Genomic DNA, 25,189 nt, shown 5'->3' on the forward strand with positions numbered 1-25,189 from the left:
TTACACAAAATCTAGAATGCGATGTATACTGTTAACGAAATGATGAATCGTTTTGGTGAAAAACTAAACGATGTATTTAGTGATAGAGAAAAAAGACATATTTCCAAAATGTTCATGATGCATTACATGAACCAAGATGGGACAGATCTTTTGTTGAATCGGAAACAAGAAGTAGCAGAAGATGTTGTACAAAAATTGGAAAAAGCAATTGAAAAAATTAACAGTGGTAAGCCTGTACAATATGTTTTAGGTCATATGTATTTTAACGATTTAAAATTAAAAGTTGATTCAAGGGCTTTAATTCCACGTCCAGAAACCGAGGAGCTTGCTTTATGGATTTCTAAAATGTGGAAATATGATAGTCCAAAATTATTAGATGTAGGAACGGGGTCTGGTTGTATCGCTTTAACCGTAAAGGACGAAATTCCAAAAAGTAATGTTTTTGGGGTGGATGTTATTCAGAATGCAATTGATTTGGCAAGGGAAAACGCTGAACAATTGAAACTAGATGTGAAATTTGATTTTGCCAATGCATTAAAATTAGAAGCTTATTCAAGGTATAAATGGGATGTTATTGTATCTAATCCACCATATATTCCTATCGAAGAAAAAGACGAAATGAATGATCATGTTGTCGATTATGAACCTGATACAGCATTATTTGTTCCCAACGATAATCCCTTACTTTTTTATAGAGCGATTACACTTTATGCCAAAACGCATTTAGTTCCTAAAGGAAGTTTATTTTTTGAAGTTCATGAAGAGATGGCAAAAGATGTAGAAAAATTATTAATTTCAAATGGTTTTTCTCAAGTTGAAATAAGGAAAGATTTGCAAGGAAAAGATAGAATGATTCACGCACAATTTTAATTTTATAGCTTTAATATATTTATTCAATAATCATTACCCCACATCAAATGAACAAACAAGAAGCGGCGAAAAGGATTGAAGATTTATCAAAATCGTTAAATCACTATAATCATCAATATTATGTATTGAGTCTTTCAGAAATATCAGATTACGAATATGATTTGAAATTGAAAGAGTTACAGGATTTAGAAGAAAAGTTTCCTGAATTAGCAGCTTCTAATAGTCCAACAAAAAGAGTAGGTGGTGATATCACTAAAAAATTCAATACTGTTCAACATGAATATCCCATGCTTTCTCTTTCTAATTCGTATTCAGAAGAGGAAATTGTGGAATGGGAGAATCGTGTTAAAAAATTGGTGTCTGGACAAATTAATTACGTTTGTGAATTGAAATATGATGGTGTAGCGATAGGAATTCGTTATGAAAACGGAGCTTTCAAACGGGCTGTTACGCGAGGTGATGGAACAAAAGGAGAGGATGTTTCTTCAAATGTGAAAACCATTCGTACAATTCCATTACGTTTAAACGGTGATTTCCCTGAAACTTTTGAAATTAGAGGAGAGATATTTTTTCCTTTGTCATCTTTTAATTCCTTAAATCAAAAAAGAGAAGAGAATGGGGAGGAACTTTTTGCAAATCCTAGAAATTCAGCATCTGGAACTTTAAAACTTCAAAATTCTAAAATTGTAGCTGACAGAGGGTTGGACTGTTTTTTATATGGAGTTTATGGAACCGATTTAGCCGCTGATGGACATTATGAAAGTGTTTTGAATGCTGGAAAATGGGGATTTAAAATTCCACTACCTGAAAAGAATTATTTAAAAAAGACAAATTCAATTGAGGGAATTATGGACTTTATTCATTTTTGGGATGAAAAAAGAGCTGAACTTCCTTTTGAAATAGATGGAGTTGTAATAAAAGTTGATGATTACAGTCAGCAAGAAGAGTTAGGAAATACAGCAAAATCTCCACGTTGGGCAATTGCTTATAAGTTTAAAACAGAGCAAGCGAGTTCAAATTTGGAAAGTGTAAGCTACCAAGTTGGACGAACAGGGGCGATTACTCCAGTCGCGAATCTTTCACCAGTGGCTTTGGGAGGTACAATTGTACGTAGAGCATCTTTATATAATGAAGATCAAATGAATAAATTGGACTTACATGAAAAAGATGTGGTCTATGTTGAAAAAGGAGGTGAAATTATTCCGAAAATTGTTGGTGTTGACATTAAACAAAGGGCAGATGATGCCAAGAAAATTTCCTTTATTTCAAATTGTCCAGAATGTGATACGCCTTTAAAAAGAATTGCAGGTGAAGCACATTACTATTGTTTAAATGACACTGGTTGTCCACCTCAAATAACAGGTAGAATTATCCATTTTATTTCACGTAAAGCAATGGATATTGAGGGAATTGGAGCTGAAACAGTAGAGCAATTATTTGCAGAAGGGATGATACGTAATAGTGCAGATCTTTATACTTTAAGTTTTGAACAAATTGCTGGACTTGAACGCATGGGTGATAAGTCGGCCAATAATCTATTGAAAGGATTAGAAGACTCGAAGAAGATTCCATTTGAACGCGTTTTATTTGCATTGGGTATTAGACATGTTGGCGAAACAGTAGCTAAAAAAATCGCTAAATCATTAAAAAATATTGATGCAATAATGCATGCCAGTTTTGATGATTTACTTGCTATTGATGAGGTAGGAGAGAAGATCGCAATATCAATTCAACAACACTTTTTAGTAGAGGATAATCAAAAGATTATTGAAGGATTAAAGGCTGCAGGATTAAACTTTGAGATTGAAGAAAAGGAGCTCGATAGTGCTATTTTAGCAGGTAAATCAATTGTAGTTTCGGGCGTTTTTCAGACTTTATCAAGAAAAGAACTTAAAGCTGCCATTGAAGCAAATGGAGGGAAGAATGTTGGAAGTATATCTTCTAAAACATCCTTTATTGTGGCCGGTGAAAACATGGGGCCTTCAAAATTAGAGAAAGCAGAAAAACTAGGAATAGAATTAGTAAGTGAAGATCAATTTATCGCAATGATTAATGGATAGTGGTATTAAAAATATTGTGGTTGTTTCGATATGGGATGGAGAAGCAGCGTTTAAAAAATTAATCAATGATTTACAAAGAAATATTGAGTTGGAGGTTCAATATTCTTACATCATTCTTCATCCAAATCAAAAGAAAAAAGAAGCTTTACCTCAACTTAAAAATGCCTTCTTCGTTTCTAAACATGATTTTTCAATTTTCGGGAAATTAAAAAACGAGAAAGTTAGACAAATACTTAATTTATCGCATGGTGTTTTGATTGCTGCAATAGAGAAAGAAAACAAATTGTTATTTAAACTTTTGAAGTTGAGTAAACTCACAAGCATAGGGATGGAGCAAGAAGAGTTGCCAAATTTTGATTTATCATTTAGAAAATCCCAATTGAAAGATGGGAAACTGTTTAAAGAAATAAATAATTATTTAACTAAAATACAATTATAATGCAATTTAAAGGGGTAGGAGTAGCCTTGGTTACACCATTTACACGGGAAGGAGCTGTAGATGAAACAGCACTTAGAAAATTAGTAGATCACCAAGTGGATAATGGAACAGATTTTTTAGTTGTTCAAGGTACCACAGGTGAAACAGCAACTTTAACAAAGGAAGAAAAGGATCAAGTTTTGGAGATCGTAATTGATCAAAATAATGGTAGATTACCTATTGTTTTGGGAATAGCGGATAACAATACTGCGGCTTTGGTTGAAGAAATTAAAGCTTTCAATAATGATAAAGTAGACGGTTATTTAAGTGCTTCCCCACATTATAATAAACCAAGTCAAAAAGGAATTATTGCACATTTTAAAGCAATTGCAGAAGTATCCACTAAGCCAATTATCTTGTACAACGTTCCTGGAAGAACGGGAAGTAATATGACTGCGGAAACTACATTAGAATTAGCGAAAGTAGAAAACATTGTAGCAGTAAAAGAAGCTTCAGGAGATGTTGATCAAGTAATGCAGATTTTAAAGAATGCACCAGCTGATTTTGCAGTGTTATCTGGAGAGGATGCTTTAACAATGCCTTTTACAGCAATGGGTGGAAATGGTGTTATTTCTGTTGTAGCCAATGCTTTACCTCAGCAATTTTCTGAAATGATGAAGGCTACTTTGGAAGGTGATTTAGTGAACGCACAGAAAATTCATTTCCAATTGTTGGATATCACAAATGCTTTTTTTGCTGAGGGGAATCCTTCTGGAATTAAATACTGTTTAGAGTTACTTGAAATTGGTACCGATACCGTGAGATTGCCTTTAACAACAATATCAACAACGTTGAAAGAGAAGATTAAAAGTCAATTGTCTGAGATCGATTAGATTAAATTAAGCATTAATGAATAGAGGCATTTTAACTTGTTGTTAAGATGCCTTTATGTTTTTAACATATTTGGTTTAGGTCGCTGTAAATAATATTTGTATTTTTGGAAACAGTCTTAACCCAACTAAAATGAAACCTACACATTCATTATATTTTTTATTGATTTTTGTCCTTTTTGCTTGTGAAGAAGAACCAAGTACTGTTAATGATTCTCAAGTGACTGAGTTGGAAGTTGAAAATATTATAAATTTAGATACCAATAAACAAATTTTTTACGCCATACCATCACCAGATGAACAATTGAGTATCTTGTCAAATCTTACCTCTATTTTCAATCCTGATATTCTTAATAAGCTTACCGTCTATGATAAAAAACCAAAACAGCTTTTAAACTTTGGAGTTTATTTATCTGACCTAGCTTATTTGGTTCGATTCCAACAATCGAATGATAATATGATTAATTACAGATCTGCTTTAGAAGAATTATCAGGTCAGTTAGGACTTGATTTTAATCTTGAAAGTAAAAAAGAAGAGCATGATATAGTTGAAGCAGTTCTATCTGATAATTATTGGAATGAGAATTTAAAATATTATACAACACTTTATAATTCAGTTCAATCGAAAGTTGATTCCAATGATTTTACATTAATGATGAATGGTTATTGGATTGAATCAATGTATATCTTTTTTCATTCTGAAGATTCCGTTTATTCCAATGAGAATCTAAAAGAATACATTATTGATCAACGATATATTCTTAAAAATTTATTGAGAATAAATTCAACTAAAAAAGATTCTAAATATTATAATCAATTGAAAAAATTAGAAAGATCTTATGAAAAGCTGAATTGTAATTATCATGATTTGGAAATTGAAAATAAAGAATCAAAGGTGATTCTGCATGGTGGAACAGTTTGTACGTTTACACCAGAGACTTTTAAATCTATGCAATCCATCGTTGATAAAATACGAACCTCATTTATTTCAACAAAATAAGCAATGAAACACCAAACTTTACTTTTGCTCGTACTATTCTTGACTTCATTTAACTATAGTCATTCACAATGTTTGAAAATAGAAGATGTTTACAGTAAAAATGATTCATGGAATTTGAGTAGTCAATCTAAGGTGATAGAAATGAAAGAGCTTGATGATTTTGAGTATTTTTTTATTGTCCAGCCAAAATCGAATAATAGAATTCAGGTATTTACTCGAGACTCTAAAGGGAGAAATTATAATGTTGCTTATAAAATAACTTTGAATGAGGAGGTTGTTGTAGATAAAAAAAAAGGAAAGAAAAAAAATAGTGAAGTCATTTTGTATGACAGTCAAATGTCATCAGAGCCAAGTATCGAAATTGCAACAAAGCGAATGAAGATTTTATCTATTCGTTTACTCTTGAATGGCGAAGAAGTTACTAACTTTACAGATTGTGTTTTTATTCTTATTGAGGAGCAAAAACTTTAAAAATCATTAATCAATTTTATATGCATATTTTTAATGAGCAAAAATTAGCTCAAATTAACGGAGTTTTATCACCAACAAAACAAATAGTAATTGTAGCCCATAAATCTCCTGATGGAGATTCAATTGGGAGCTCTTTAGGACTTTATCATTACTTAAAGAAGTTGAATTATAATGTTAAAGTTTGTCACCCAGACCCTTCTCCTTATTTTTTAAATTGGATGAATGGTGTGGATGAAATCATCGATGCTGAAACTCAATTTGATCTTGTCGAAAAAGAAATTCTAAGTGCGGATATTATTTTTTGTCTTGATTTCAATGCGATGAGTAGAGTAGGTGTCATGAAGGAAATGATGATTGAAAGCAGGGCATTTAAAATTATGATTGACCATCACTTAAATCCCAGTGATGAATTTGATGTTTTGTTTTCAGAACCAGCGTCTTGTTCCACAGCACAAATGATTGTAGATTTTATTGATGCTAGGGGAGATTTGGATCAATTGGATGTCAAAATTGGTGAAGCGTTATATTGTGGTATTATGACCGACAGCGGTTCCTTTAGATTTCCAAGTGTAACTGCACATACGCACGAGGTTATTTCAAAATTGATGAAAGGAGGTGTTATGCCATACAAAGTTCATGAAGCAGTTTTTGACACCAATACTTTTGACAAATTAAAATTGAGAAGTTATGCGATCAATGAAAAGATGGAAATTTTGAAAGAACTAGATACAGCGATTATTTCTCTTGAAAAATCAGAATTAGAAAAGTTTAATTATGTTAAAGGAGACACAGAAGGACTAGTAAATGTTGGTTTATCAATCCAAGGCATTAAAAAATCAATATTTTTGTCAGAAGGTGATGGAATAATTAAAATTTCATTTCGTTCTAAAGGACAGGATAATCCTGTAAATGTGATGGCAAATACCTACTTTGGAGGTGGTGGACACGCCAATGCTGCTGGAGGTAAATGGGACGGAAACATGGCTGAAGCAATTGCCGAAGTGAAGCGTGTTTTGCCTGAGTTTAATTAGATTGTATTTTATGATGTCGAAGAATATTATTTTAATCGGGAGTTTATGCTTTTTACTTGCTTCTTGTGGCGATGAACCAAAAGAGCGTCAAGAGATTCCCCAATGGTCTGTTGAACATTCCACAAGGATGAACAAGCAGTTTACACAGGAAGATGAAATCAATATTCGTTTATTCTTAGATCGAAAAAAAAGTTGGAAAACTACTGAAACAGGCTCAGGATTGAGATATTGGGTTTATGAAGACCAGGAAGGTGAAAATGCCGTTGAAGGAGATAAAGTCGATGTGAAATTTGAAGTGAGCATGCTGAGTGATTCCTTGATTTATAAAACGGAGGAGGATGAAGTAAGTACATTTAAAGTCGATAAATCTGATATAGAAACTGGCGTAATGGAAGGGATTAAATACCTTTCTGAAGGTGACAAGGCTAAGTTGATTATTCCAAGTCATTTAGCTCATGGATTATTAGGAGATTATAATAAAATTCCACCTTTAGAAGTGTTGGTGGTTGATTTAGAATTGGTTAAAATATATTAGTATGCGAAATTTAGCTTGGATTGTATTTTTAGGATTGCTTATTTCTTCATGTGATATTAAAGGTGTTGATTCAGATTCAAATTCAGATCAAACATCGAAAAAATATACATCAAAATCTGAAGAGGATACGGTTAAAATATCGCATGATGAATCGGAAATTGAGCCAGTTGAAACGGTAGTCGAAGAGCCGAGTGACACTTTGAAATTGAATAATGGAATTAAAATCACCTACTTTAAGAAAGGAAATGGAGAGCAAATCAAGAAAGACGATGTTGTTTTAATCGATTACCGTGCTAAGTTGGAAGACGGAACAGTTTATGACGGAAATCATAGGGTGAAAAAGAAAAGTATTCCATTTCTTGTAGGATGGAATCAGCAAACTTCAGGTTGGGATATTGCATTGAAAGAATTACGTGTAGGAGATGATGTTGATATTTTCTTGCCTGCTAAATACGCAAGAGGAGAAAAAGGAATCAAGGGAATTGTTCCTCCAAATGCGAATAACATTATTTCTATGCGTGTTTTAGAGAAAATGGAACCTACTTCAATTGTTGATGGAGTTAAAATATGGAAATATGATCAATTAAAAAATCCAGGAGATTCTATTCAAACCAAAGACAAGGTATTAATAAATTATTGGGTGAGTTCAGAAAGTAAACCGAGATACGACAACAGTTACCAAAGAGGCGCGCCATTTGAAATGACAATTGATGATGGAAATAGTATTTCAGGATTGAATAAAGCTTTAAAAACGGCACGAGAAGGAGATAGACTATTGATTTTAGTCCCGTCAGAAGAAGCTTTTGGAAAGGCAGGATTGGCTGAAATGGTTGGTCCGGGTGAGTCCATTTTTTATGATGTTCAAGTGGCAAAAGTCGAGTGAAGTAGGAGTAGAGCGATGTGTCTAAGTCTATAAGCTGTAGACAGAATATTTTAGGCTGATAGATTCCAAATAAAACTATTATCTAAATCAGGGCAATTGTAATTAAATTTAAACTTTTTTATTGGGTTGGTTTTATATTTTAGCGCGACTTTTTGCTGAAAAAATCGTGATAAAATCAATGTGCCTTGTTTTTAAATTAGAAAATGCGCTAGTGAGGAGAGTGATAGGGAAGGACGAATTTTTGTTTAGCGTTATTGTTTTTCAATTACTTCCGTACCAAAGGTCGGATTAAGTGTTCTAATCCGTTAACTTTTATTTCATACATCAATTGCATTTGATTTCCTAGCTTTCCTTTTGGAAAACCTTTTGAGTTGTACCAAACGTAATATGGTTCTGGTACTTCAACAAGGAGAAGCCCTTTGAATTTTCCAAAGGGCATTCTCATATTTGCTAAATCAATTAATTCTTGTTGATTATTCATTTTTAAATCAATGAATTATTTTTTTGGTGTTTCCTTCAATACTTCCAATAAGAATCCCCAGAACTTCTGAACAGAACTGATAGATACTTTTTCATCAGGAGAGTGTGGGTGCATGATTGTTGGTCCAAAAGATATCATATCAACACCTGGAAGATGTTTTCCTAGAATACCACATTCTAAACCTGCGTGACAAGCCATAACATTTGGTTTTTCATTGAAACGTTTTTCATACATTTCACGCATTGTTTTTAAGATTGCTGAATCTGGATTTGGTTCCCATCCAGGATAATCACCAGTTTGTTCAACATCCGCACCTAATAAATCAAATACACTGCGAATAGTTCTTGCTACATCTGCTTTAGTAGATTCAACACTACTTCTTTGTAATGATTTTGACTCAAACTTACCATCTTTAATGATTACTTGTGCTAAAGAGCTTGAAGTTTCCACAAGATTGTCAAAGTTTAAGCTCATTTTGAAAACACCATTATGGACGGCATTGATCGTGTAAAGCATAGCTTTTTTCTCATGATTAGCTACCATTTTAGCAGGTGTGTCAACTTCGCTTAAGCTAATTTCAATGCTTGTTTCAACAGGTTTGTATTCCTCTTGAAAAGTAGCCTCAGAAGTTTTTAAATGTTGTTTGAATGCATCTACATCGGTTGCGGACATTGATACAATTGCAACTGCCTCTCTTGGAATGGCATTTCTTAATCCTCCACCATTAAATTCGTGAAGATTTAAGTTTTCATCTGCTTCAATTAAGAAACGCGCCATTAATTTGTTGGCATTTGCACGACCAGAATCGATATCCATTCCAGAGTGTCCACCTTTCAAACCTTTAATCTCAACTTTGAATGCTTTTGCGTCTTTGTCAGAGTCAACTGTTTCGTAATCGTAAGAAGTATTGGTGTCAATTCCTCCAGCACAACCGATACTAATTTCATCGTCATCTTCTGTATCAAGATTCAATAAAATTGTTCCTTCATAAAAAGAAGGGTCCAATTCTTTAGCTCCAGTCATTCCTGTTTCTTCATCAACAGTGAACATAGCTTCTAATGCTGGATGCGGAATATCTGAACTAGCCAATAACCCCATGATTGTTGCAACTCCAATTCCGTTATCTGCTCCTAATGTTGTTCCTTTAGCTTTTACCCAGTCACCATCTACATACATTTTAATTCCTTCTTTGTCGAAATCGAAATCTGTGTCGTTGTTTTTCTGGTGAACCATATCAACATGAGACTGTAGAATTACCGTTTGACGGTCTTCCATACCTTCAGTTGCTGGTTTTTTTATGATGATATTACCTATCTTGTCAGTAGTGGTTTCTAAACCTATGCTTTTACCAAAATCAACCATGAATTGGATCACACGTTCCTCTTTTTTACTTGGACGTGGTACTTCATTCAAGTTCGCAAAATTTTCCCATATTTCTTTTGGTGCTAGTGCTTTTACTTCGTTTGACATGTTTTTTTATTTTTTTAGTTAAAAAGTTTTCAAGTTATCAAGTTGGTTAGTTATCAAGTTCGTTTGTTATCACGTTTTCAAGTTGGTTAGTTCTGAATCTCTTTAGTTTTCAAGTTTGTTTATTTTTCGTTTAATTTTTTAATAAAGGCTGAAATTAGTCGGGTTGCATCTAAGCTTAAGTTGTATAGCTTTTCAAATTCTTCGTCTGTAATATATTTGAACTCTTTAGCTAAGTACAGCATTGATCGAACCTCTCCACATGAACCTTTAGAAATGTATAAATAACGTATAAATTCTTTATTGGTTTGTCTTTCAAAACCCTCGGCAATATTATTCATTACTGAAACTGATGCACGTTGAATTTGATCCTTAATTCCATAATCTTTACTATCTGAAAAACATTGATATACTCCAATTGTTAGTTCTTTTGCTTTCTGCCAGCTTCGGATTTCTTCAAATTGAAATATTCTCATTTTTTTTTAGTTTTCAAGTTAGTTAAAAAGTTATCAAGTTTATCAAGTTATCTAGTGCTCCACTTGAGAACTACTGAACTTGAAAACTTGATAACTAATAAATTACCTGCTTAATCATTTGTTAACTTTCTGTACTTTAATCTTTTTGGTGTATGATCACCTAGACGTTTCTTTTTATTTTCTTCGTATTCAGAGAAACTTCCTTCGAAAGAGTAAATTTTAGAATCTCCTTCAAAAGCCAAGATGTGCGTACAAATTCTATCTAAGAACCATCTATCGTGAGATATTACAACCACACAACCAGCAAAGTTCATAATACCTTCCTCTAATGCACGCAATGTGTTGATATCAATATCATTTGTTGGCTCATCCAATAATAATACGTTGGCTTCTGTTTTTAAAGTAAGGGCCAAGTGTAATCTATTTCTTTCACCTCCAGACAAAACTCCAACTTTTTTATTTTGGTCTGAACCAGAAAATGCAAACTTCGAAATATATGCTCTTGAATTTACTTTCTGATTTCCAATTTCCATTACATCAGTACCTCCAGAAACAACTTCATAAATTGATTTTTCAGGATCTAAGTCTTCGTGGGCTTGATCTACATAACCTAATTTTACAGTTTCACCAACTTTGAATTCTCCAGCATCAGGCTGTAATTCATCCATGATCATTTTAAAGATCGTTGTTTTACCAGCACCGTTTGGACCAACAATTCCAACAATACCATTTGGTGGTAAACTGAAGTTTAAGTCATCATATAAAAGTTTGTCACCGAATGATTTCGCAACATTTACAGCATCAATTACATTGTTACCTAAACGAGGTCCGTTTGGAATAGGAATCTCCAAGTTCATTTCTTTGGCTTTTGTATCCTCTGACATTAACTTGTCATAGTTACTCAAACGCGCTTTGTTTTTCGCATGTCGGCCTTTTGGATTCATACGAACCCATTCCAACTCACTATCCAACATTTTCTTTCTTTTCGAAGCTTGTTTGTCTTCTTGCTCTAGTCTTTTCGATTTTTGCTCAAGCCAAGTAGAGTAATTTCCTTTCCATGGAATTCCTTCTCCACGGTCAAGCTCTAAAATCCATCCAGCAACATTGTCTAAGAAGTATCGGTCGTGAGTTACGGCGATTACTGTTCCTTTGTATTGTTGTAAGTGCTGCTCTAACCAGTGTATAGATTCTGCATCCAAGTGGTTGGTTGGCTCATCCAAGAGTAAAATATCTGGTTTCTGAAGTAACAAACGAGTCAAGGCAACTCTTCTGCGCTCTCCACCAGATAAATGTTCAACAGATTGATCGTTTGGTGGACAACGTAATGCATCCATTGCACGGTCTAATTGATTGTCTAACTCCCAAGCATCTAAAGCATCAATTTGATCTTGAACTTTTCCTTGTCGGGCAATTAATTTCTCCATTTTATCTGGATCATTCAATACAGCTTCGTCCATAAATGCATTGTTGATTTCTTCATATTCTTTAAGAATATCAACAGTTCCTTGAACTCCCTCCATTACAATCTCCTTTACGGTTTTTGTAGGATCTAATTCTGGTTCCTGCGGTAAGTAACCAACAGTATATCCATCTGAAATAGAAAGATCACCAATGAATGATTTATCTAATCCTGCAATGATTTTCATTACAGTAGATTTACCAGAACCATTTAAACCGATGATTCCGATTTTCGCACCATAGTAAAATGATAACGAAATATCTTTTATAATTTGTTTTCCTGCTGGCGTTGATTTACTCACGCCCATCATTGAAAAAATGATTTTTTTATCGTCTGACATATTGAATATTTAAGGTTCCAAATGTAAGGATTTTAAATGATTTTTTGCTTAAAGTAGGAAACGATGTTTTAGCCCATTTATGGGAGGAGAATAAAAAGGAAACCCTTACGTTTTATAATGAAAAACAGGGCTTATTTAGGATTAACAACTTTTTGTTTCAAGCATTGACTTACCAATTCAAAATCTTCATTATTATCTGATAAGACTACCAAGATATCATTTGGTTCAATTTTCGTTGATCCATCTGGTGTTATATAATGATCATTTCTTTTAATCATGGTTATTACAGCTGATTTTGGAAAACCAAGTTTAACGATTTTACTTCCTATCATTTTACAATCTGATGTCACGTAAACTTCATGCATTACGGCTTTCGGAGAATTGGTAATAAAACGATCATGCTCAGTTATGATTTTTTTACCGTCAGGTAAATCAACTTTTAACCATTTTGCAAAAATACTCAGTGTCGTTCCTTGTAAAAGAACTGAAGTTACAGAAATAAAGAACACAATATTAAAAATGATATTTGCTTTATCAATTCCTGCAATAAGAGGATAGGTGGCAAAAACAATCGGAACAGCCCCTCTTAAACCAACCCATGAAATGTAAAATCTTCTTTTTAGTTTCATTTTGAAAGGTAGCAAACTGATAAAAACAGCAAGTGGTCGAGCAATAAAAATTAAGAATAAAGAAATCAATAAACCAATTCCCATAAATGGAACCACATGTGAAGGGAAAACCAGAAGTCCAAGCGTAAGGAATAGTATGATTTGCATCAACCACGCTAAACCATCATACATATTTAAGATGGTCTTTTTGGATATTAAATCTTGATTCCCTAAGTAAACTGCACAAATATAAATAGCAAGAAATCCATTCCCCCCAAGTGCATCTGTTGCCGAAAAAGTGATGAACATCATTGCAATCATCAGAACAGGGTAAAGTCCTTCAAATCCTAGTTTGATATTATTGATTATGTTTTTACTTAATACTCCAAAAGCAAATCCTAAAATTCCACCTAAAATCATTTGGAGTAAGAACATAGGAAGGATAGAAGCTAAACTTTGCTCTGGATTGGTAACAAGAGTTAAGAACGAAATTGTAAGAACATAAGCCATAGGGTCATTACTTCCACTTTCTAGCTCTAATGTTGGTCTTAAATTAGCTTTTAGTGCAATGTTTTTAGAACGTAATATTGAGAAAACCGCAGCTGCATCTGTTGAGGAAACAATGGCTCCAAGCAATAAACTTTCGAATAATGAGAAGTCTGTAAGCCAATTTACAAATAAACCAACTGACATGGCAGTCAAAAATACACCAACAGTAGAAAGAGCTATACCTTCTTTCAAAATGGGCTTTACGGTTTTCCAATTAGTGTCGAGTCCCCCAGAAAACAAGATGAAGTTTAGTGAAACAATTCCAATAAATTGAGCAATTTGAGGATCGTCAAATTTAATTCCAACGATTCCTTCAGAACCTGCCATCATACCTATTGTTAAGAATAGAAGTAAGGTCGGAACACCAAATCTAGAAGATGTTTTACCGATAACTATACTGATAAATAGGAGGAAAGAACCTATGAGAAGAATGTTTTCAATTGTTAGAATCATACAATGTATTACTTGTATTTAACTTCAAATCAATCAATGCCTATAAAATCTCAGGTGAGTTTCTTTATAGCTTTCCCTTTTTTCAAAGTCAAATTGGTTTTTAAAATCAATTTAATTGCAAAAATAACAAAATTAGGATGCTGAAAAATTTGTCATTATGGAATTATGCTTGACTCTAATAAAATGTAAAAAAATAAATAATTTATAACTCGTTTTGCTCAATTGGAGTGATTTCCCCCTTTTTACTTTGTTCTTTATTCATTAAAAATGAATGAATTAAAGTGACTAAGAATAGGATGAGATAGAGGATTTTGTCAAAAAAAGAAATATCCTCAATGAAGTATTGAAATCCCAAAACAAAAAACATATAAATAAAATGAATGGCCAATCCTCCGAGTAGAATAAAAGGGTATAGTTTTAATTTTCTATACATTAATATTATTCCGATTAAAATTAAAAGCCAAATAAATAAATTATTAAAATAAAAGTTGGTGATGGAACCTAAAAATTCCTCTCCATTAAATCCAAGATTTTGACCATTTTTTATAATCACCTCATGAACAGAAAACCCTTTATTTTGTTGAATAACTTTAGAACTTAAAAGTACAAAATAGCTAACGGCGTTCCATAAGGCCAATAAACACCATGAAAATAAAGCAAAAGAAAACATGAGTCGAGTGAAACCATCGGGTTTCGTTTTCCCTAAAATTAATTGTTTTATGCGAACAAATAATGGAATAGCATCTTCTGGTTTTATTTCTCCAATGGGTTTTTTCATTAGGTGTAGAATAGGAATGAAATAAATATGGCTGCAATAATTCCGGCTAAATCAGCAATTAATCCAACTCCTGCAGCATATCTTGTTTTCTTAATTCCAACTGAACCAAAGTAAACCGCTAACACATAAAAAGTAGTTTCTGTTGAACCTTGGAAAGTAGCAGACATTTTACCGATAAAAGAATCGACACCATGTGTTGCAAATGTTTCCAACATCATTCCACGTGCTGCTCCACCACTAAATGGTTTCATAAATGCAGTTGGCAATGCTTCAATAAATTCTGTGTTGGCTACAGAGGCTAATTTTAAAAGATAACGAACGCCGTCAAACATCATTTCCATCGCTCCGGAAGCTTTGAATACTCCAATAGCAACAAGTATGGCAACAAGGTAAGGCACAATTTTTATCGCTACATCGAAACCTCCTTTTGCCCCGTCAATGAATACTTCATATACATTGATTTTCTTTCTAATTCCTAGTCCTAAAAAGACAATAATCACAGAAAAGAGGAGGAGGTTACCTCCAACATTTGATACTGGTTCTACCAACTCAGGATTGTTGTAGAGTAAAAGCAATAACCCCACAATAAAAAGTGTGAGTGTGCCTAAATAAGCCAATATCGTTTTGTTAAGTAAATTGATTTTTTGTTTAATAGAAACCACGATTAGTCCGATTAATGAAGCGAAAAAAGTGGAAAATAAAATTGGTAAAAATACTTCAGATGGAGAAACAGATCCTGCGCCGCTTCTGTAGGCTAAAATACTCACAGGAATAATGGTTAATCCTGAAGTGTTGAGCACCAAAAACATGATTTGTGCATTGGAAGCCGTATCCTTTTTAGGATTTAATTCTTGTAACTGTCCCATAGCTTTTAATCCTAGTGGAGTAGCGGCATTGTCCAGTCCAAGCATGTTTGCGCTGAAGTTCATCATCATGGAACCAACTGCTGGGTGATCTTTCGGAATGTCAGGAAAAAGTTTCCCAAACAATGGAGAAACGACTTTGGTTAAGGCACGGATGGCCCCACCTTTTTCACCAATCTCCATGAATCCCATCCACAAGCATAGAGCTCCTGTTAGGAATAATGCAATTTTAAACGCCAATTCAGCGCTTTCAAATAAGGCATCCACCATTTCCTTGAAAATCATCATGTCTCCAAAAAAGAACAATTTCCCAAGTCCAACAGCTAAGGCTGATAAAAATAATCCAATCCACAGTCTATTCAATAACATAGCTGCTAAGTTCTAAAAAATAGTGTGAATCAATTTGATTTGGCCAATGAAATATTCACAAAGTTATCAATAACAACGGCCCCTAAATTTCCAGAAACTTCAGGAAGAAACTGAACACCATAAATGTCTTCCCCGTTTTTTTTCATGGCTTCGTTAATGCTGTAATCGGAACTTGCTAAAAGTTGAAATCCTGGAGGAATTGAGATTGTTCCTGCATTGTCTTTAATGAACTGTACTTCTTGGGGTAATTTGTCAAAAATACCATCAGTATCGATAATTCCAACGGCTACTGTTTCGTTTCTATAGGGTTCATAGGCAGGTCTTGCATCAAAACAAACACCCAGCAAATGGTGTCCAACTCCAATACCTAGAACAGGAACATCCAGCGTAAGCGTGATTTTTATTTTTTCAATGTACTTCTCTACATTGGTTTCGTGAATCGAAATGTGTGCATGTGAAATTATAACCGCAAGAGGGTTTATAGCTTTTAATTCCTCAGGTGTGATATCGTAAATTGAAATTGTTTTATAGTCGATGTATTGGTCAACTAGATCTTCTAGTTTATAAATAAAAGAGTAACCACAATCAACAATCAAAATCATATTTTAGGTGCTTTTAGTCCTCCAAACTGCCATGTCGTTTTACTACCATCCAATTTATACAGCCAAAGTTTAAAATTACTAGCTTCTTTAATTATGTAACGCTGTTTTCCGAAACCTTCATAGTCAAGGATAAGGTTAAAATCCCCATATTGGTCCAATTCAACATTATATTTTCCTTTTTTACCTTTATTACTGCCTAAATTGATGAGTTCTTGTTCTCTAAATGTATTGTTTAAGTGAAATGTAAGTGTTTTTCTGTATTCTTCCATTGCTGAGAACTCTTTATCTCCTGGACGATCAGAGTTTTTCATTACCCATACTTTTGCACTATGTCCATTTAATATTTGAATAGGAAATTCACTTTGCAATGTTGCTTCCGAAATGCAAGAAGTAAAAAGTAAGGTAATGATGATGTAAAATAGTGTTTTCAAAAGATGAGTTGTTTTTCGTCAATTCTTTCCTTAATGGCTTTCGAGGCGGTCTCTTTAAGTTTTTTTGATTTGAATTCACCTTCCAAATCACCAATAGCCTCAACAAAATGATATTTTCCGTCTTTGTATTTTAAAAGTACATCATATCGATCAAAGTTATTGTTACCAAGGTCATCAAAAACAGCAACAATTAAATCGTCAACTCCACTGTTTTGTGAAATACGTTCAACTAAGTAACCAACAATACCGTTCATTAATACTAATTTTCCTTTTTCTCTTACGAAAATTAATAATCTTCGATAAGGGTAATTATTTACTCCAGCTCGAACTTGAAGCATAAAAGCATCTTCTATTCGTCTGTTGTGATTGTAAGGAAAAAATTTAAAAAATCGGGAGCTACAAGGAGTAGAACTATTGGCAACAGAATCATTAAGTTTAGGATTACACAAGTGAGTTTCAATCAATAATTCATAATACTTTTTGTCTTGAAAACCACCTATGGTAAATAAGCCGCTGTCTTTAATTGTATCTTTTTCTTGAGATGAATCATTTTTTTTTATAGACTCAACTTCTTCTTTTGAAGTGTTTTGTTGTTGAACTTTATGATTGTTACTTTTATCTGTTTTTACTGATTTTTCTACAGATTCTTCCCTGTTTTCAGTACAAGAAAATAGTAGAAATAAGGACAATATGAAAGCAAATTGTTTTATCATAGTTTTTCAATAGTTCCTCCTAATTTAATATTCTTGTTGACTTTAGGATGTCCATTATAGTTAATGATTCCACCACTTGTAACATTTGCGTTTAAACTTTGAATAGGAGCGCAAATAATTTCACCTCCGAAGGTAACGTTAGCATTAACTTCGTCCGCTCTCAGACGAACAGCTGCAATTGTTCCACCTGCTTTTATTGTTGGTTCAAATATTGGCGTTTTTCCATTGATACTGATAGAACCACCTTTAGTAACATTTGATTTTATCAATGGGGCATAAACTTCATTAATTTCCAACTTTCCTCCAGCATCAGCTAGGTAAGAAACAGTAGAGTTAAATTCACCTGCATTTTTTACTTTAATTTGAGCGCCTCTTCTTGCTTCAATAGTGCTTATATTACCAGCATAATACAATGTTAAGTTAATCCCTATTTCTTCCACAAAACTTCCACTATACTTAATGGTAAGTGTATTTTGAGAATAAGAAAAAGTTAAGTTTTCAAGATTAACATCATTATCATCTTTGTCAACAATTGCTTCCTTCTCAGAAGAGTTGATAATTTGAACAGGGAAGTTTCCAATAACCACAAGTTTTTCGAATTTAGATAATTCATAAACCGTTGATTCTTGAGCAAAGGAGTTTGATAAAATGATGAAACTAACTATAAATATTAAGATCCCTTTCATAATCGCTATTTAAAATACGTAATTACTTTGTTGAACGGCTTTGTCAAGCATTTCTAAATTTAAATCTGTTCTGATCTTGTGTTCATCAAAGTATTTTACCATTTTTTCAGTTGGCATATTTCCTACTAAATCATCTTTGGCCATTGGACATCCACCAAAACCTCTAATTGCTCCATCAAACCTTCTACAACCTGCGTCATAAGCAGATTTTATTTTCTCTTCATAAGTATCAGGTGTGGTATGAAGATGAACACCAATTTCAGCGTTAGGTACTTCTGGAAGTGTATTGTTGAGTACACTTTTTATTATTCCAGGGTTTGAAATACCAATAGTATCAGAAAGAGCTAAAATTTCAATACCAAGTTCTTGATTTAGACGTAAAGCCCATTTTGTTACTGTATCCGCATTCCATTCATCACCATAAGGATTTCCAAATCCCATGGAAAGATATACAACCAATTTTTTATTTGAGTTTATTGCTACATTTTGAATGGATTCAAGTCTTCCTAAACTACCCTCAATAGAAGTGTTGGTATTGCGTTGCTGAAAAGTTTCGGATATAGAAAAAGGATAACCTAGGTAATTAATTTGCTCAAATTCAGCAGCGTCACTGGCTCCTCTTTCATTGGCTACAATACTTAGTAATTTTGATCTTGTTTTAGAAAGGTCTAGTTTTTCCAGTACCATAGCTGTATCTCTCATTTGTGGAATAGCCTTTGGCGAGACAAAACTCCCGAAATCTATCGTGTCGAAACCAACCTTTAAAAGTTCGTTGAGATAATTGATTTTTGTAGTTGTTGGAATAAATTCTTTAATTCCTTGCATTGCGTCCCTTGGACATTCGATTATTTTCAGATTTTCCATATTCACGAATATACAAAAAGCTTATGATTTTAAGATAGCCTCATTAATCTTTCGAACAAGACTTGGTCCTTCATAAATAAACCCAGAATAGATTTGAACAAGTGATGCACCAGCCTCGAATTTCTCCATTGCATCTTCTGCAGAATGGATTCCACCAACTCCAATAATTGGAAAACTACCTTTCGAATTTGTGTGTAAATAACGAACCACTTCAGTAGATCTTTTTGTTAGTGGTTTCCCTGATAGTCCACCAGCTCCAATAGATTCAACGTCATTTGTTTTTAATCCAGAACGGTCAATTGTTGTGTTAGTAGCGATTACTCCATCTATTTTTGTGGTATCAATAATTTCAATGATATCATCTAGTTGATCATCTGTTAAATCAGGAGCAATTTTTAATAAAATTGGTCGTTGAATTTCCTTACTATCATTTAAAACTTTAAGAGTATTTAACAAAGCTGTTAATGGTTCTTTATCTTGAAGTGCTCTTAAGTTTGGTGTATTTGGAGAGCTTACATTGACAACAAAGTAATCTACATATTTATAAAGTGCATCAAAACATTTAACATAATCGTCAATTGCATTTTCATTGGGTGTCACTTTGTTTTTACCAATATTACCTCCAATCAATAGATCCGATTTTCTGTTTTTTAACTTTTCAACAAGGGCTTCAATTCCATCATTGTTAAAACCCATACGGTTGATAATCGCTTCATCTTCTACCAATCGGAAAAGGCGTTTTTTTGGATTACCTTCTTGAGGTAGGGGAGTTACCGTTCCAACTTCAATAAAACCGAATCCAGTATATTCCAATTCATTGAATAGTTTTCCATTTTTATCGAAACCTGCAGCTAAACCTACTGGGTTTTTAAATTTTAAACCAAATAATTCTCTTTCCAACCTTTTGTCTTCTACAACATAAAGTTTTTTCCAAAGCGATTTAACTCCTGGAATGGCAAGTGTGTTTTTAATAAGTTTGAAAGTAATATAATGAATCTTTTCTGGGTCGAAAAGAAAGAAAACGCGTTTAATAATGGAATACATAATTCTTTTGTTTGCACAAAAATAGCAATAAAAAAAGGTGAGCCTTTGACTCACCTTAAAATTTTTTCAATCCATTTTTTCTAGAACTTTGTTCGACCATTCCAACGAGTTCTAGACATACCTTTTGGTTTTGGATATGTAATATTTCTAATGATGGTGATGTTCGAAAACATATAAGCATCATTGTCTTCTGGGTTCCCTCTTTGTTGTCCTTCTGTAAACCATGTGTGGTTCTCTATTGAAGGATTAGCAGCGTAAACAGCATTGCCACCAACTTTGTCTTGAAGGGTTTCTGGGTCGTAATACACTGTACTTACATCATCTATATAATCTGTAAATGTTTTGTTATAAGAAACTTCTATTCCAAGTCTCCAATATTTACCAATAGCAAATTTAAATCCAACTCCAAAAGGAATAGATAAACTTGTTCTTTTGTATTCTTCAGCACCGTTAGGTAGTCCTTGACCTTCAGTTCTAAGCGGTCTTAAATCTGTCCAACTGCCATTAATTTTTGTTTGTGGATTGAAAAAGAAACCAGAAACTCCAGAGAAAACATAAAAAATGTCTGCTTTAGTTCCACGCCCTTTAGTGCCATAGGAATTGTATCTAGCTCCACCTTCTTCTTTAGCATAAATAATATATTCTAATCTTTGACTAAGTTCTACAACTATGGATCTGAAAGATAGGTTTCTGCTTCTTCTAATGATTTCATCAGTATTTGCATCATTTCCTGATAGCATTCCTGCGTATAATTGTGTAGAGGTTGCGAATCTAGGATGGAATCTAAATCGATAACCAAAACCTGCACCATAACGCGTACTTGACCAATCTAAATCTGCAATTGAGTTTTGTGTTCCTTCTCTATTTAATCCTCCTAAATCACCCAAGAATTGTGTAGCTCCTACAGAGAAGAAAATTTCTGATTTATTTAAGGACCAATTGTTAGAATTACCAAAACCACCATTGCTTTGACTATACGAAAATAGCGTAGCAAGAGAGAAAATAGTCAATATTAGGTATCTCATATTTGTTTTGTTAATCAATTCTAATGTGTAATAATTATACAAATATAGTAAGTATGATAAAATAATCAAATTAAATTTTTATTCAGCTAATGTTATTTTAATTGAAACTAAGTTGATTACGCTAGACCTTTCTGTTTCATTTAGCTCTTCGTTTTAGTTTAACTGATAATTTTATTCGTGAGCTTATTTACAAAATTAATTGATTTGAAGTTCATTTAAATTCGCATAAACACCGTTTGGTTTTGAAATCAATTCTTCGTGTGTTCCTTGTTCTACAACTTTTCCTTTTTCCATAACCAAAATAGTGTTGGCTTTGCGGATGGTGGATAATCTGTGAGCAATAATGAATGATGTTCTATTTTCCATCAATCGATCTAAAGCTTCTTGAACTAAACTTTCAGATTCTGCATCAAGTGCTGATGTTGCTTCGTCTAAAATTAAAATAGTTGGATCTTTCAAGATAGCTCTTGCAATAGCTATTCTTTGTTTTTGTCCTCCTGAAAGCTGGATTCCACGATCCCCAACTTCTGTGTCAAATCCATCTGGAAATGATTGAATAAATTCTAGGGCGTTGGCTTTCTTTGCAGCATTTTCAACTTCTTGGTCTGTCGCATCTTGCTTTCCAAATAAAATGTTGTCTTTTATGGATCCACTAAATAGAATTACCTCCTGTGGAACAAGAGCCATGTTTTCACGAAGATGTTTTAATTCCAAGTCTTTTACATTGATTCCGTCTAAAGTATATAGTCCAGATGTAGGCTCGTAAAATCTTTGTAACAATGAAGCAATCGTTGATTTTCCTGCTCCAGAAGCACCGACAAGGGCTATTTTTTCTCCTTTTTTAGCTGTGAATGAAAGTTTGTTTAGGACTTGAATGTCTTTTCTTTGTGGGTAGTGGAATGAAACGTTATTAAACGCGACATCTCCTTTGATTTCCGTTGATTTTTCTCCTTTGTGAATGTCTTCTTCAGTCTTTTCAGCGATAATATTCATTAAATGCTCTGTTGAACCCACAGCTTTTTGCATGGAAGCATAAAGGTCTGGAATAGATCCAATACTAGCTCCCATAAATACTGTAAACATGACAAAAGAAAAGAAATCGCCACGGTCTAATGTTGCATCAGGTCCAAGTGTCATATGGAGTCCTTGCCAGATGATAAATATGATTGCTCCAAACATACATGTAATGATAAAAGTGATGAATAGGCCTCTCCAGTTTCCACTTTTGATGTTTAGCTTTTTAATTGTTTCAATAGATTTTCTGTATTTAATGATCATGAACAACTCATTTGTAAAGGTTTTTACATTGGTTATTCCCATTAAACTTTCTTCTATAATAGAGTTTGAGACTGCAGAGTAGTCTTGCGCTTTTTTACTTAATTTTTTAATGAATCGGCCAAATATCACTGCGATTATTGCCATTACAGGTACAGTAGCTAACATAATTAAGGCTAATCTCCAACTTACAACCATTAAGAAAATGATTGAACCAATGATCGTGATCACTTGGCGAAATAGTTCGGCGATTGTAGTTCTTAAGGTGTCTTGGATTAAGGTAATGTCTGCAGAGATTCTACTAGTGATTTCTCCAACTTTATTTTTGTTGAAAAACTCCATAGGCATGTATATCAATTTGTCGAAAGCATCTTTTCGGATATCACGCATTGTGCGCTCCGTTACTTTTGTAAAAATGACAACCCTGAAAAAAGAAGAAACTCCTTGAATAATGAGTAAGGCTAATAAAAGTAAAGCAACACTATTAATGTTGTCTAAATTTATACCTTCTAAAATTTCTTGATTATTTGGACTGGCTGTATCAGAAGGTAAGTCACTACCTAGTAACTGGCCTAAAAGATAAGGGAAGAGTAGGGATGCAGATGATGAAATAACTAAGAAAATCCATCCAAGTGCAAAATGAGCTCGGTAAGGTTTTAAATAGCTAAATATTTTTTTTGCCTTTTGAACTGACTCTTTACTTAATTTTACACGTTCTTTCTTTTTATTCTTTGGCTTAAGCATTCTTGTTCGGTAAAAATAATTTGACCACAAAGTTAATGTAAGAACTTTGGAATACGATTAAATTTGAATATTTTTGCAATTCGATTTTGTTTAGAGCAAAAAAGGACTATCTTTGCAGTCCTTAATTAGAAAGAGAATTTTAAATTTATAATAAATAGGTCATGAAAAGAACATTTCAACCATCACAACGTAAGAGAAGAAACAAGCATGGATTCCGTAGTCGTATGGCTACTAAAAACGGTCGTAGAGTATTAGCTGCGCGTCGTAAAAAAGGAAGAAAAAGTTTAACTGTTTCTAGTAACAAGTTAGCAAAACGCTAGAATATAGTTAGTATATAATTAAATAGTCCATCAATAAAAGGTGGGCTTTTTTAGTTTATATATACTTTAAAAAATCAAGGTTTGTGAGGAGAGTTTCTTAACAAGAAAAAAAGAATATTTTAAGAGCAATATCTTGAAATTTGAAGGAAATAAGATTAATTTAGTGCCGAAATAAATAAGTCAAATAATGAATTTACACGAATATCAAGGGAAATCGATTTTAAAAACTTTTGGAGTAGCTGTTCAAGAGAGCGTTGTTATTGATGACGTTGCAAATGCAGTATCAAAAGCAAAAGAATTAACTGAAAAAACAGGTACTGAATGGTACGTTGTTAAAGCACAAATTCACGCTGGAGGTCGTGGAAAAGGAACGATAGAAGAAACAGGTTCTCGTGGTGTTGTTTTAGCAAAAGGAATTGATAAAGTAGAAGAAGTTGTTAAAGGTATCTTAGGTGGTCATCTTGAAACTGCGCAAACAAATGGTGTTGCGAAGAAAGTAAACAAAGTGATGATTGCAGAAGATGTTTATTATCCTGGTGATAGTGAGCCTTCTGAAATTTACATGTCTGTATTGATGGACCGTGATAAAGGAAGAAATGTAATTATCTATTCTACTGAAGGTGGAATGGATATTGAAACAGTTGCGGAAGAAACTCCAGAGCTTATCTTTAAAGAAGAAGTTGATCCAAGAGTTGGACTTCAAGGTTTCCAAGCAAGAAAGATTGCCTTTAATCTTGGACTTAATGGAAAAGCATTTAAAGAAATGACAAAGTTTGTAACTGCATTATATAATTCTTACATCGGATCTGATGCTTCAATGTTTGAAATTAATCCAGTATTAAAAACTTCAGATGATAAAGTGATTGCTGTTGATGCAAAAGTTACGCTTGACGATACAGCTTTATTCCGTCACAAAGATTATGCAGAAATGCGTGATAAAACGGAAGAAGATCCTGCAGAGGTTGAAGCTGATGAAGCAGGATTAAACTTCGTTAAACTTGACGGTAACGTTGGATGTATGGTTAATGGTGCTGGTTTAGCAATGGCTACAATGGATATCATTAAGCAATCAGGTGGTAACCCTGCAAATTTCCTTGATGTTGGTGGTACAGCTGATGCTGCACGTGTTGAAAAAGCATTTGATATTATCCTTAAAGATGAAAATGTAAAAGCAATTTTAATTAACATTTTTGGAGGTATCGTTCGTTGTGACCGTGTTGCTCAAGGTGTTGTAGATGCATACAAGAACATGGGGGGTATTCCAGTTCCAATCATTGTTCGTTTGCAAGGAACTAACGCTGAAGAAGCAAAGAAATTAATTGATGAATCAGGATTGGATGTACATTCAGCTGTTTTACTTCAAGAAGCTTCTGACTTAGTGAAAAAGATTTTAGCTTAAGTCTAATTAAATATTATATAGTATTAAGGGAGCATTTAGGTGTTCCCTTTTTTACATTTTTATCGTTTTATTAAAACAAATTATT

26 protein-coding genes are annotated in these 25,189 nt (G+C 33.4%); 11 read left to right on the top strand and 15 right to left on the bottom strand.

Annotated elements, in window-relative coordinates; all coding sequences use genetic code 11:
• Positions 1-21 precede the first annotated feature (21 nt).
• The 9 genes from prmC to DXU93_RS14235 all read left to right on the top strand — a co-directional run bounded on the left by prmC (position 22) and on the right by DXU93_RS14235 (position 8,158).
• On the top strand, positions 22-870 hold the full coding sequence (prmC, locus tag DXU93_RS14195; protein ID WP_116881968.1) for a peptide chain release factor N(5)-glutamine methyltransferase: 849 nt from the start codon (positions 22-24) through the stop codon (positions 868-870).
• A 47-nt stretch (positions 871-917) separates the two neighbouring features.
• Positions 918-2,930 carry an NAD-dependent DNA ligase LigA gene (gene ligA / locus DXU93_RS14200; protein ID WP_116881969.1) on the top strand — a complete coding sequence of 671 codons (2,013 nt, stop codon included), beginning with the start codon at positions 918-920 and terminating at the stop codon, positions 2,928-2,930.
• Entirely contained in the window at positions 2,923-3,369 is a 447-nt protein-coding gene (locus DXU93_RS14205) for a DUF6913 domain-containing protein (protein WP_116881970.1), read from the top strand. The genes ligA and DXU93_RS14205 overlap by 8 nt, the downstream gene beginning before the upstream one ends.
• The gene (dapA, locus tag DXU93_RS14210; RefSeq protein ID WP_116881971.1) at positions 3,369-4,241 is read left to right on the top strand and encodes a 4-hydroxy-tetrahydrodipicolinate synthase; all 873 of its coding nucleotides are present in this window, start codon (positions 3,369-3,371) and stop codon (positions 4,239-4,241) included. Before DXU93_RS14205 ends, dapA begins: the two co-directional genes overlap by 1 nt.
• 130 nt (positions 4,242-4,371) lie before the next feature.
• Positions 4,372-5,238 (top strand): hypothetical protein, encoded by an 867-nt coding sequence (locus DXU93_RS14215; protein ID WP_116881972.1) that lies wholly within the window; start codon positions 4,372-4,374, stop codon positions 5,236-5,238.
• A gap of 3 nt (positions 5,239-5,241) precedes the next feature.
• Positions 5,242-5,709, top strand: coding sequence for a hypothetical protein (locus tag DXU93_RS14220; protein WP_116881973.1), 468 nt, complete (start codon positions 5,242-5,244; stop codon positions 5,707-5,709).
• A gap of 20 nt (positions 5,710-5,729) precedes the next feature.
• The gene (locus DXU93_RS14225) at positions 5,730-6,740 is read left to right on the top strand and encodes a DHH family phosphoesterase (RefSeq protein WP_116881974.1); all 1,011 of its coding nucleotides are present in this window, start codon (positions 5,730-5,732) and stop codon (positions 6,738-6,740) included.
• Positions 6,741-6,750: 10 nt separating this feature from the next.
• Entirely contained in the window at positions 6,751-7,275 is a 525-nt protein-coding gene (locus DXU93_RS14230) for an FKBP-type peptidyl-prolyl cis-trans isomerase (protein WP_116881975.1), read from the top strand.
• Between the two features lies 1 nt (position 7,276).
• The gene (locus tag DXU93_RS14235; RefSeq protein ID WP_116881976.1) at positions 7,277-8,158 is read left to right on the top strand and encodes an FKBP-type peptidyl-prolyl cis-trans isomerase; all 882 of its coding nucleotides are present in this window, start codon (positions 7,277-7,279) and stop codon (positions 8,156-8,158) included.
• A 265-nt stretch (positions 8,159-8,423) separates the two neighbouring features.
• On the opposite strand, the gene DXU93_RS14240 is transcribed toward DXU93_RS14235, so the two are convergent.
• The 15 genes from DXU93_RS14240 to DXU93_RS14310 all read right to left on the bottom strand — a co-directional run bounded on the left by DXU93_RS14240 (position 8,424) and on the right by DXU93_RS14310 (position 23,385).
• Entirely contained in the window at positions 8,424-8,639 is a 216-nt protein-coding gene (locus DXU93_RS14240) for a DUF3820 family protein (protein WP_116881977.1), read from the bottom strand.
• A gap of 15 nt (positions 8,640-8,654) precedes the next feature.
• On the bottom strand, positions 8,655-10,109 hold the full coding sequence (locus tag DXU93_RS14245; RefSeq protein ID WP_116881978.1) for an aminoacyl-histidine dipeptidase: 1,455 nt from the start codon (positions 10,107-10,109) through the stop codon (positions 8,655-8,657).
• 119 nt (positions 10,110-10,228) lie between these two features.
• The gene (locus tag DXU93_RS14250) at positions 10,229-10,582 is read right to left on the bottom strand and encodes a four helix bundle protein (protein WP_116881979.1); all 354 of its coding nucleotides are present in this window, start codon (positions 10,580-10,582) and stop codon (positions 10,229-10,231) included.
• A gap of 110 nt (positions 10,583-10,692) precedes the next feature.
• Complete coding sequence (gene ettA / locus DXU93_RS14255; RefSeq protein WP_116881980.1) at positions 10,693-12,381, bottom strand: energy-dependent translational throttle protein EttA; 1,689 nt, start codon at positions 12,379-12,381, stop codon at positions 10,693-10,695.
• A 131-nt stretch (positions 12,382-12,512) separates the two neighbouring features.
• On the bottom strand, positions 12,513-13,991 hold the full coding sequence (locus tag DXU93_RS14260) for a potassium/proton antiporter (RefSeq protein ID WP_116881981.1): 1,479 nt from the start codon (positions 13,989-13,991) through the stop codon (positions 12,513-12,515).
• 202 nt (positions 13,992-14,193) lie between these two features.
• The gene (locus DXU93_RS14265) at positions 14,194-14,769 is read right to left on the bottom strand and encodes a hypothetical protein (RefSeq protein ID WP_116881982.1); all 576 of its coding nucleotides are present in this window, start codon (positions 14,767-14,769) and stop codon (positions 14,194-14,196) included.
• Positions 14,769-16,001 carry a nucleoside recognition domain-containing protein gene (locus DXU93_RS14270; protein ID WP_116881983.1) on the bottom strand — a complete coding sequence of 411 codons (1,233 nt, stop codon included), beginning with the start codon at positions 15,999-16,001 and terminating at the stop codon, positions 14,769-14,771. The genes DXU93_RS14265 and DXU93_RS14270 overlap by 1 nt, the downstream gene beginning before the upstream one ends.
• A 29-nt stretch (positions 16,002-16,030) precedes the next feature.
• Positions 16,031-16,603 carry a glutamine amidotransferase-related protein gene (locus tag DXU93_RS14275; RefSeq protein WP_116881984.1) on the bottom strand — a complete coding sequence of 191 codons (573 nt, stop codon included), beginning with the start codon at positions 16,601-16,603 and terminating at the stop codon, positions 16,031-16,033.
• Entirely contained in the window at positions 16,600-17,034 is a 435-nt protein-coding gene (locus DXU93_RS14280; RefSeq protein ID WP_116881985.1) for a hypothetical protein, read from the bottom strand. The genes DXU93_RS14275 and DXU93_RS14280 overlap by 4 nt, the downstream gene beginning before the upstream one ends.
• Positions 17,031-17,747 carry a hypothetical protein gene (locus DXU93_RS14285; RefSeq protein ID WP_116881986.1) on the bottom strand — a complete coding sequence of 239 codons (717 nt, stop codon included), beginning with the start codon at positions 17,745-17,747 and terminating at the stop codon, positions 17,031-17,033. Before DXU93_RS14285 ends, DXU93_RS14280 begins: the two co-directional genes overlap by 4 nt.
• Positions 17,744-18,433, bottom strand: coding sequence for a GIN domain-containing protein (locus DXU93_RS14290; RefSeq protein WP_116881987.1), 690 nt, complete (start codon positions 18,431-18,433; stop codon positions 17,744-17,746). Before DXU93_RS14290 ends, DXU93_RS14285 begins: the two co-directional genes overlap by 4 nt.
• A gap of 9 nt (positions 18,434-18,442) precedes the next feature.
• Positions 18,443-19,297 carry a hydroxymethylglutaryl-CoA lyase gene (locus tag DXU93_RS14295; protein ID WP_116881988.1) on the bottom strand — a complete coding sequence of 285 codons (855 nt, stop codon included), beginning with the start codon at positions 19,295-19,297 and terminating at the stop codon, positions 18,443-18,445.
• Between the two features lie 21 nt (positions 19,298-19,318).
• Positions 19,319-20,341, bottom strand: a complete 1,023-nt coding sequence (locus tag DXU93_RS14300; RefSeq protein ID WP_116881989.1) for a quinone-dependent dihydroorotate dehydrogenase — start codon at positions 20,339-20,341, stop codon at positions 19,319-19,321.
• 80 nt (positions 20,342-20,421) lie between these two features.
• A complete protein-coding gene (locus DXU93_RS14305; RefSeq protein WP_123776150.1) occupies positions 20,422-21,366 on the bottom strand; it encodes a DUF6089 family protein in 945 nt (314 codons plus the stop codon).
• 195 nt (positions 21,367-21,561) lie between these two features.
• A complete protein-coding gene (locus DXU93_RS14310) occupies positions 21,562-23,385 on the bottom strand; it encodes an ABC transporter ATP-binding protein (protein WP_116881991.1) in 1,824 nt (607 codons plus the stop codon).
• A gap of 161 nt (positions 23,386-23,546) precedes the next feature.
• Here DXU93_RS14310 and rpmH point away from each other — a divergent pair, with 161 nt between their 5' ends.
• Together rpmH and sucC are read left to right on the top strand one after the other, a co-directional pair.
• Positions 23,547-23,705, top strand: coding sequence for a 50S ribosomal protein L34 (gene rpmH / locus DXU93_RS14315; RefSeq protein WP_107037836.1), 159 nt, complete (start codon positions 23,547-23,549; stop codon positions 23,703-23,705).
• Between the two features lie 187 nt (positions 23,706-23,892).
• A complete protein-coding gene (gene sucC, locus DXU93_RS14320) occupies positions 23,893-25,104 on the top strand; it encodes an ADP-forming succinate--CoA ligase subunit beta (RefSeq protein ID WP_116881992.1) in 1,212 nt (403 codons plus the stop codon).
• The last annotated feature ends 85 nt before the right edge of the window (positions 25,105-25,189 follow it).

This window comes from Brumimicrobium aurantiacum (assembly GCF_003402975.1).
Lineage (GTDB): Bacteria > Bacteroidota > Bacteroidia > Flavobacteriales_D > Crocinitomicaceae > Brumimicrobium > Brumimicrobium aurantiacum.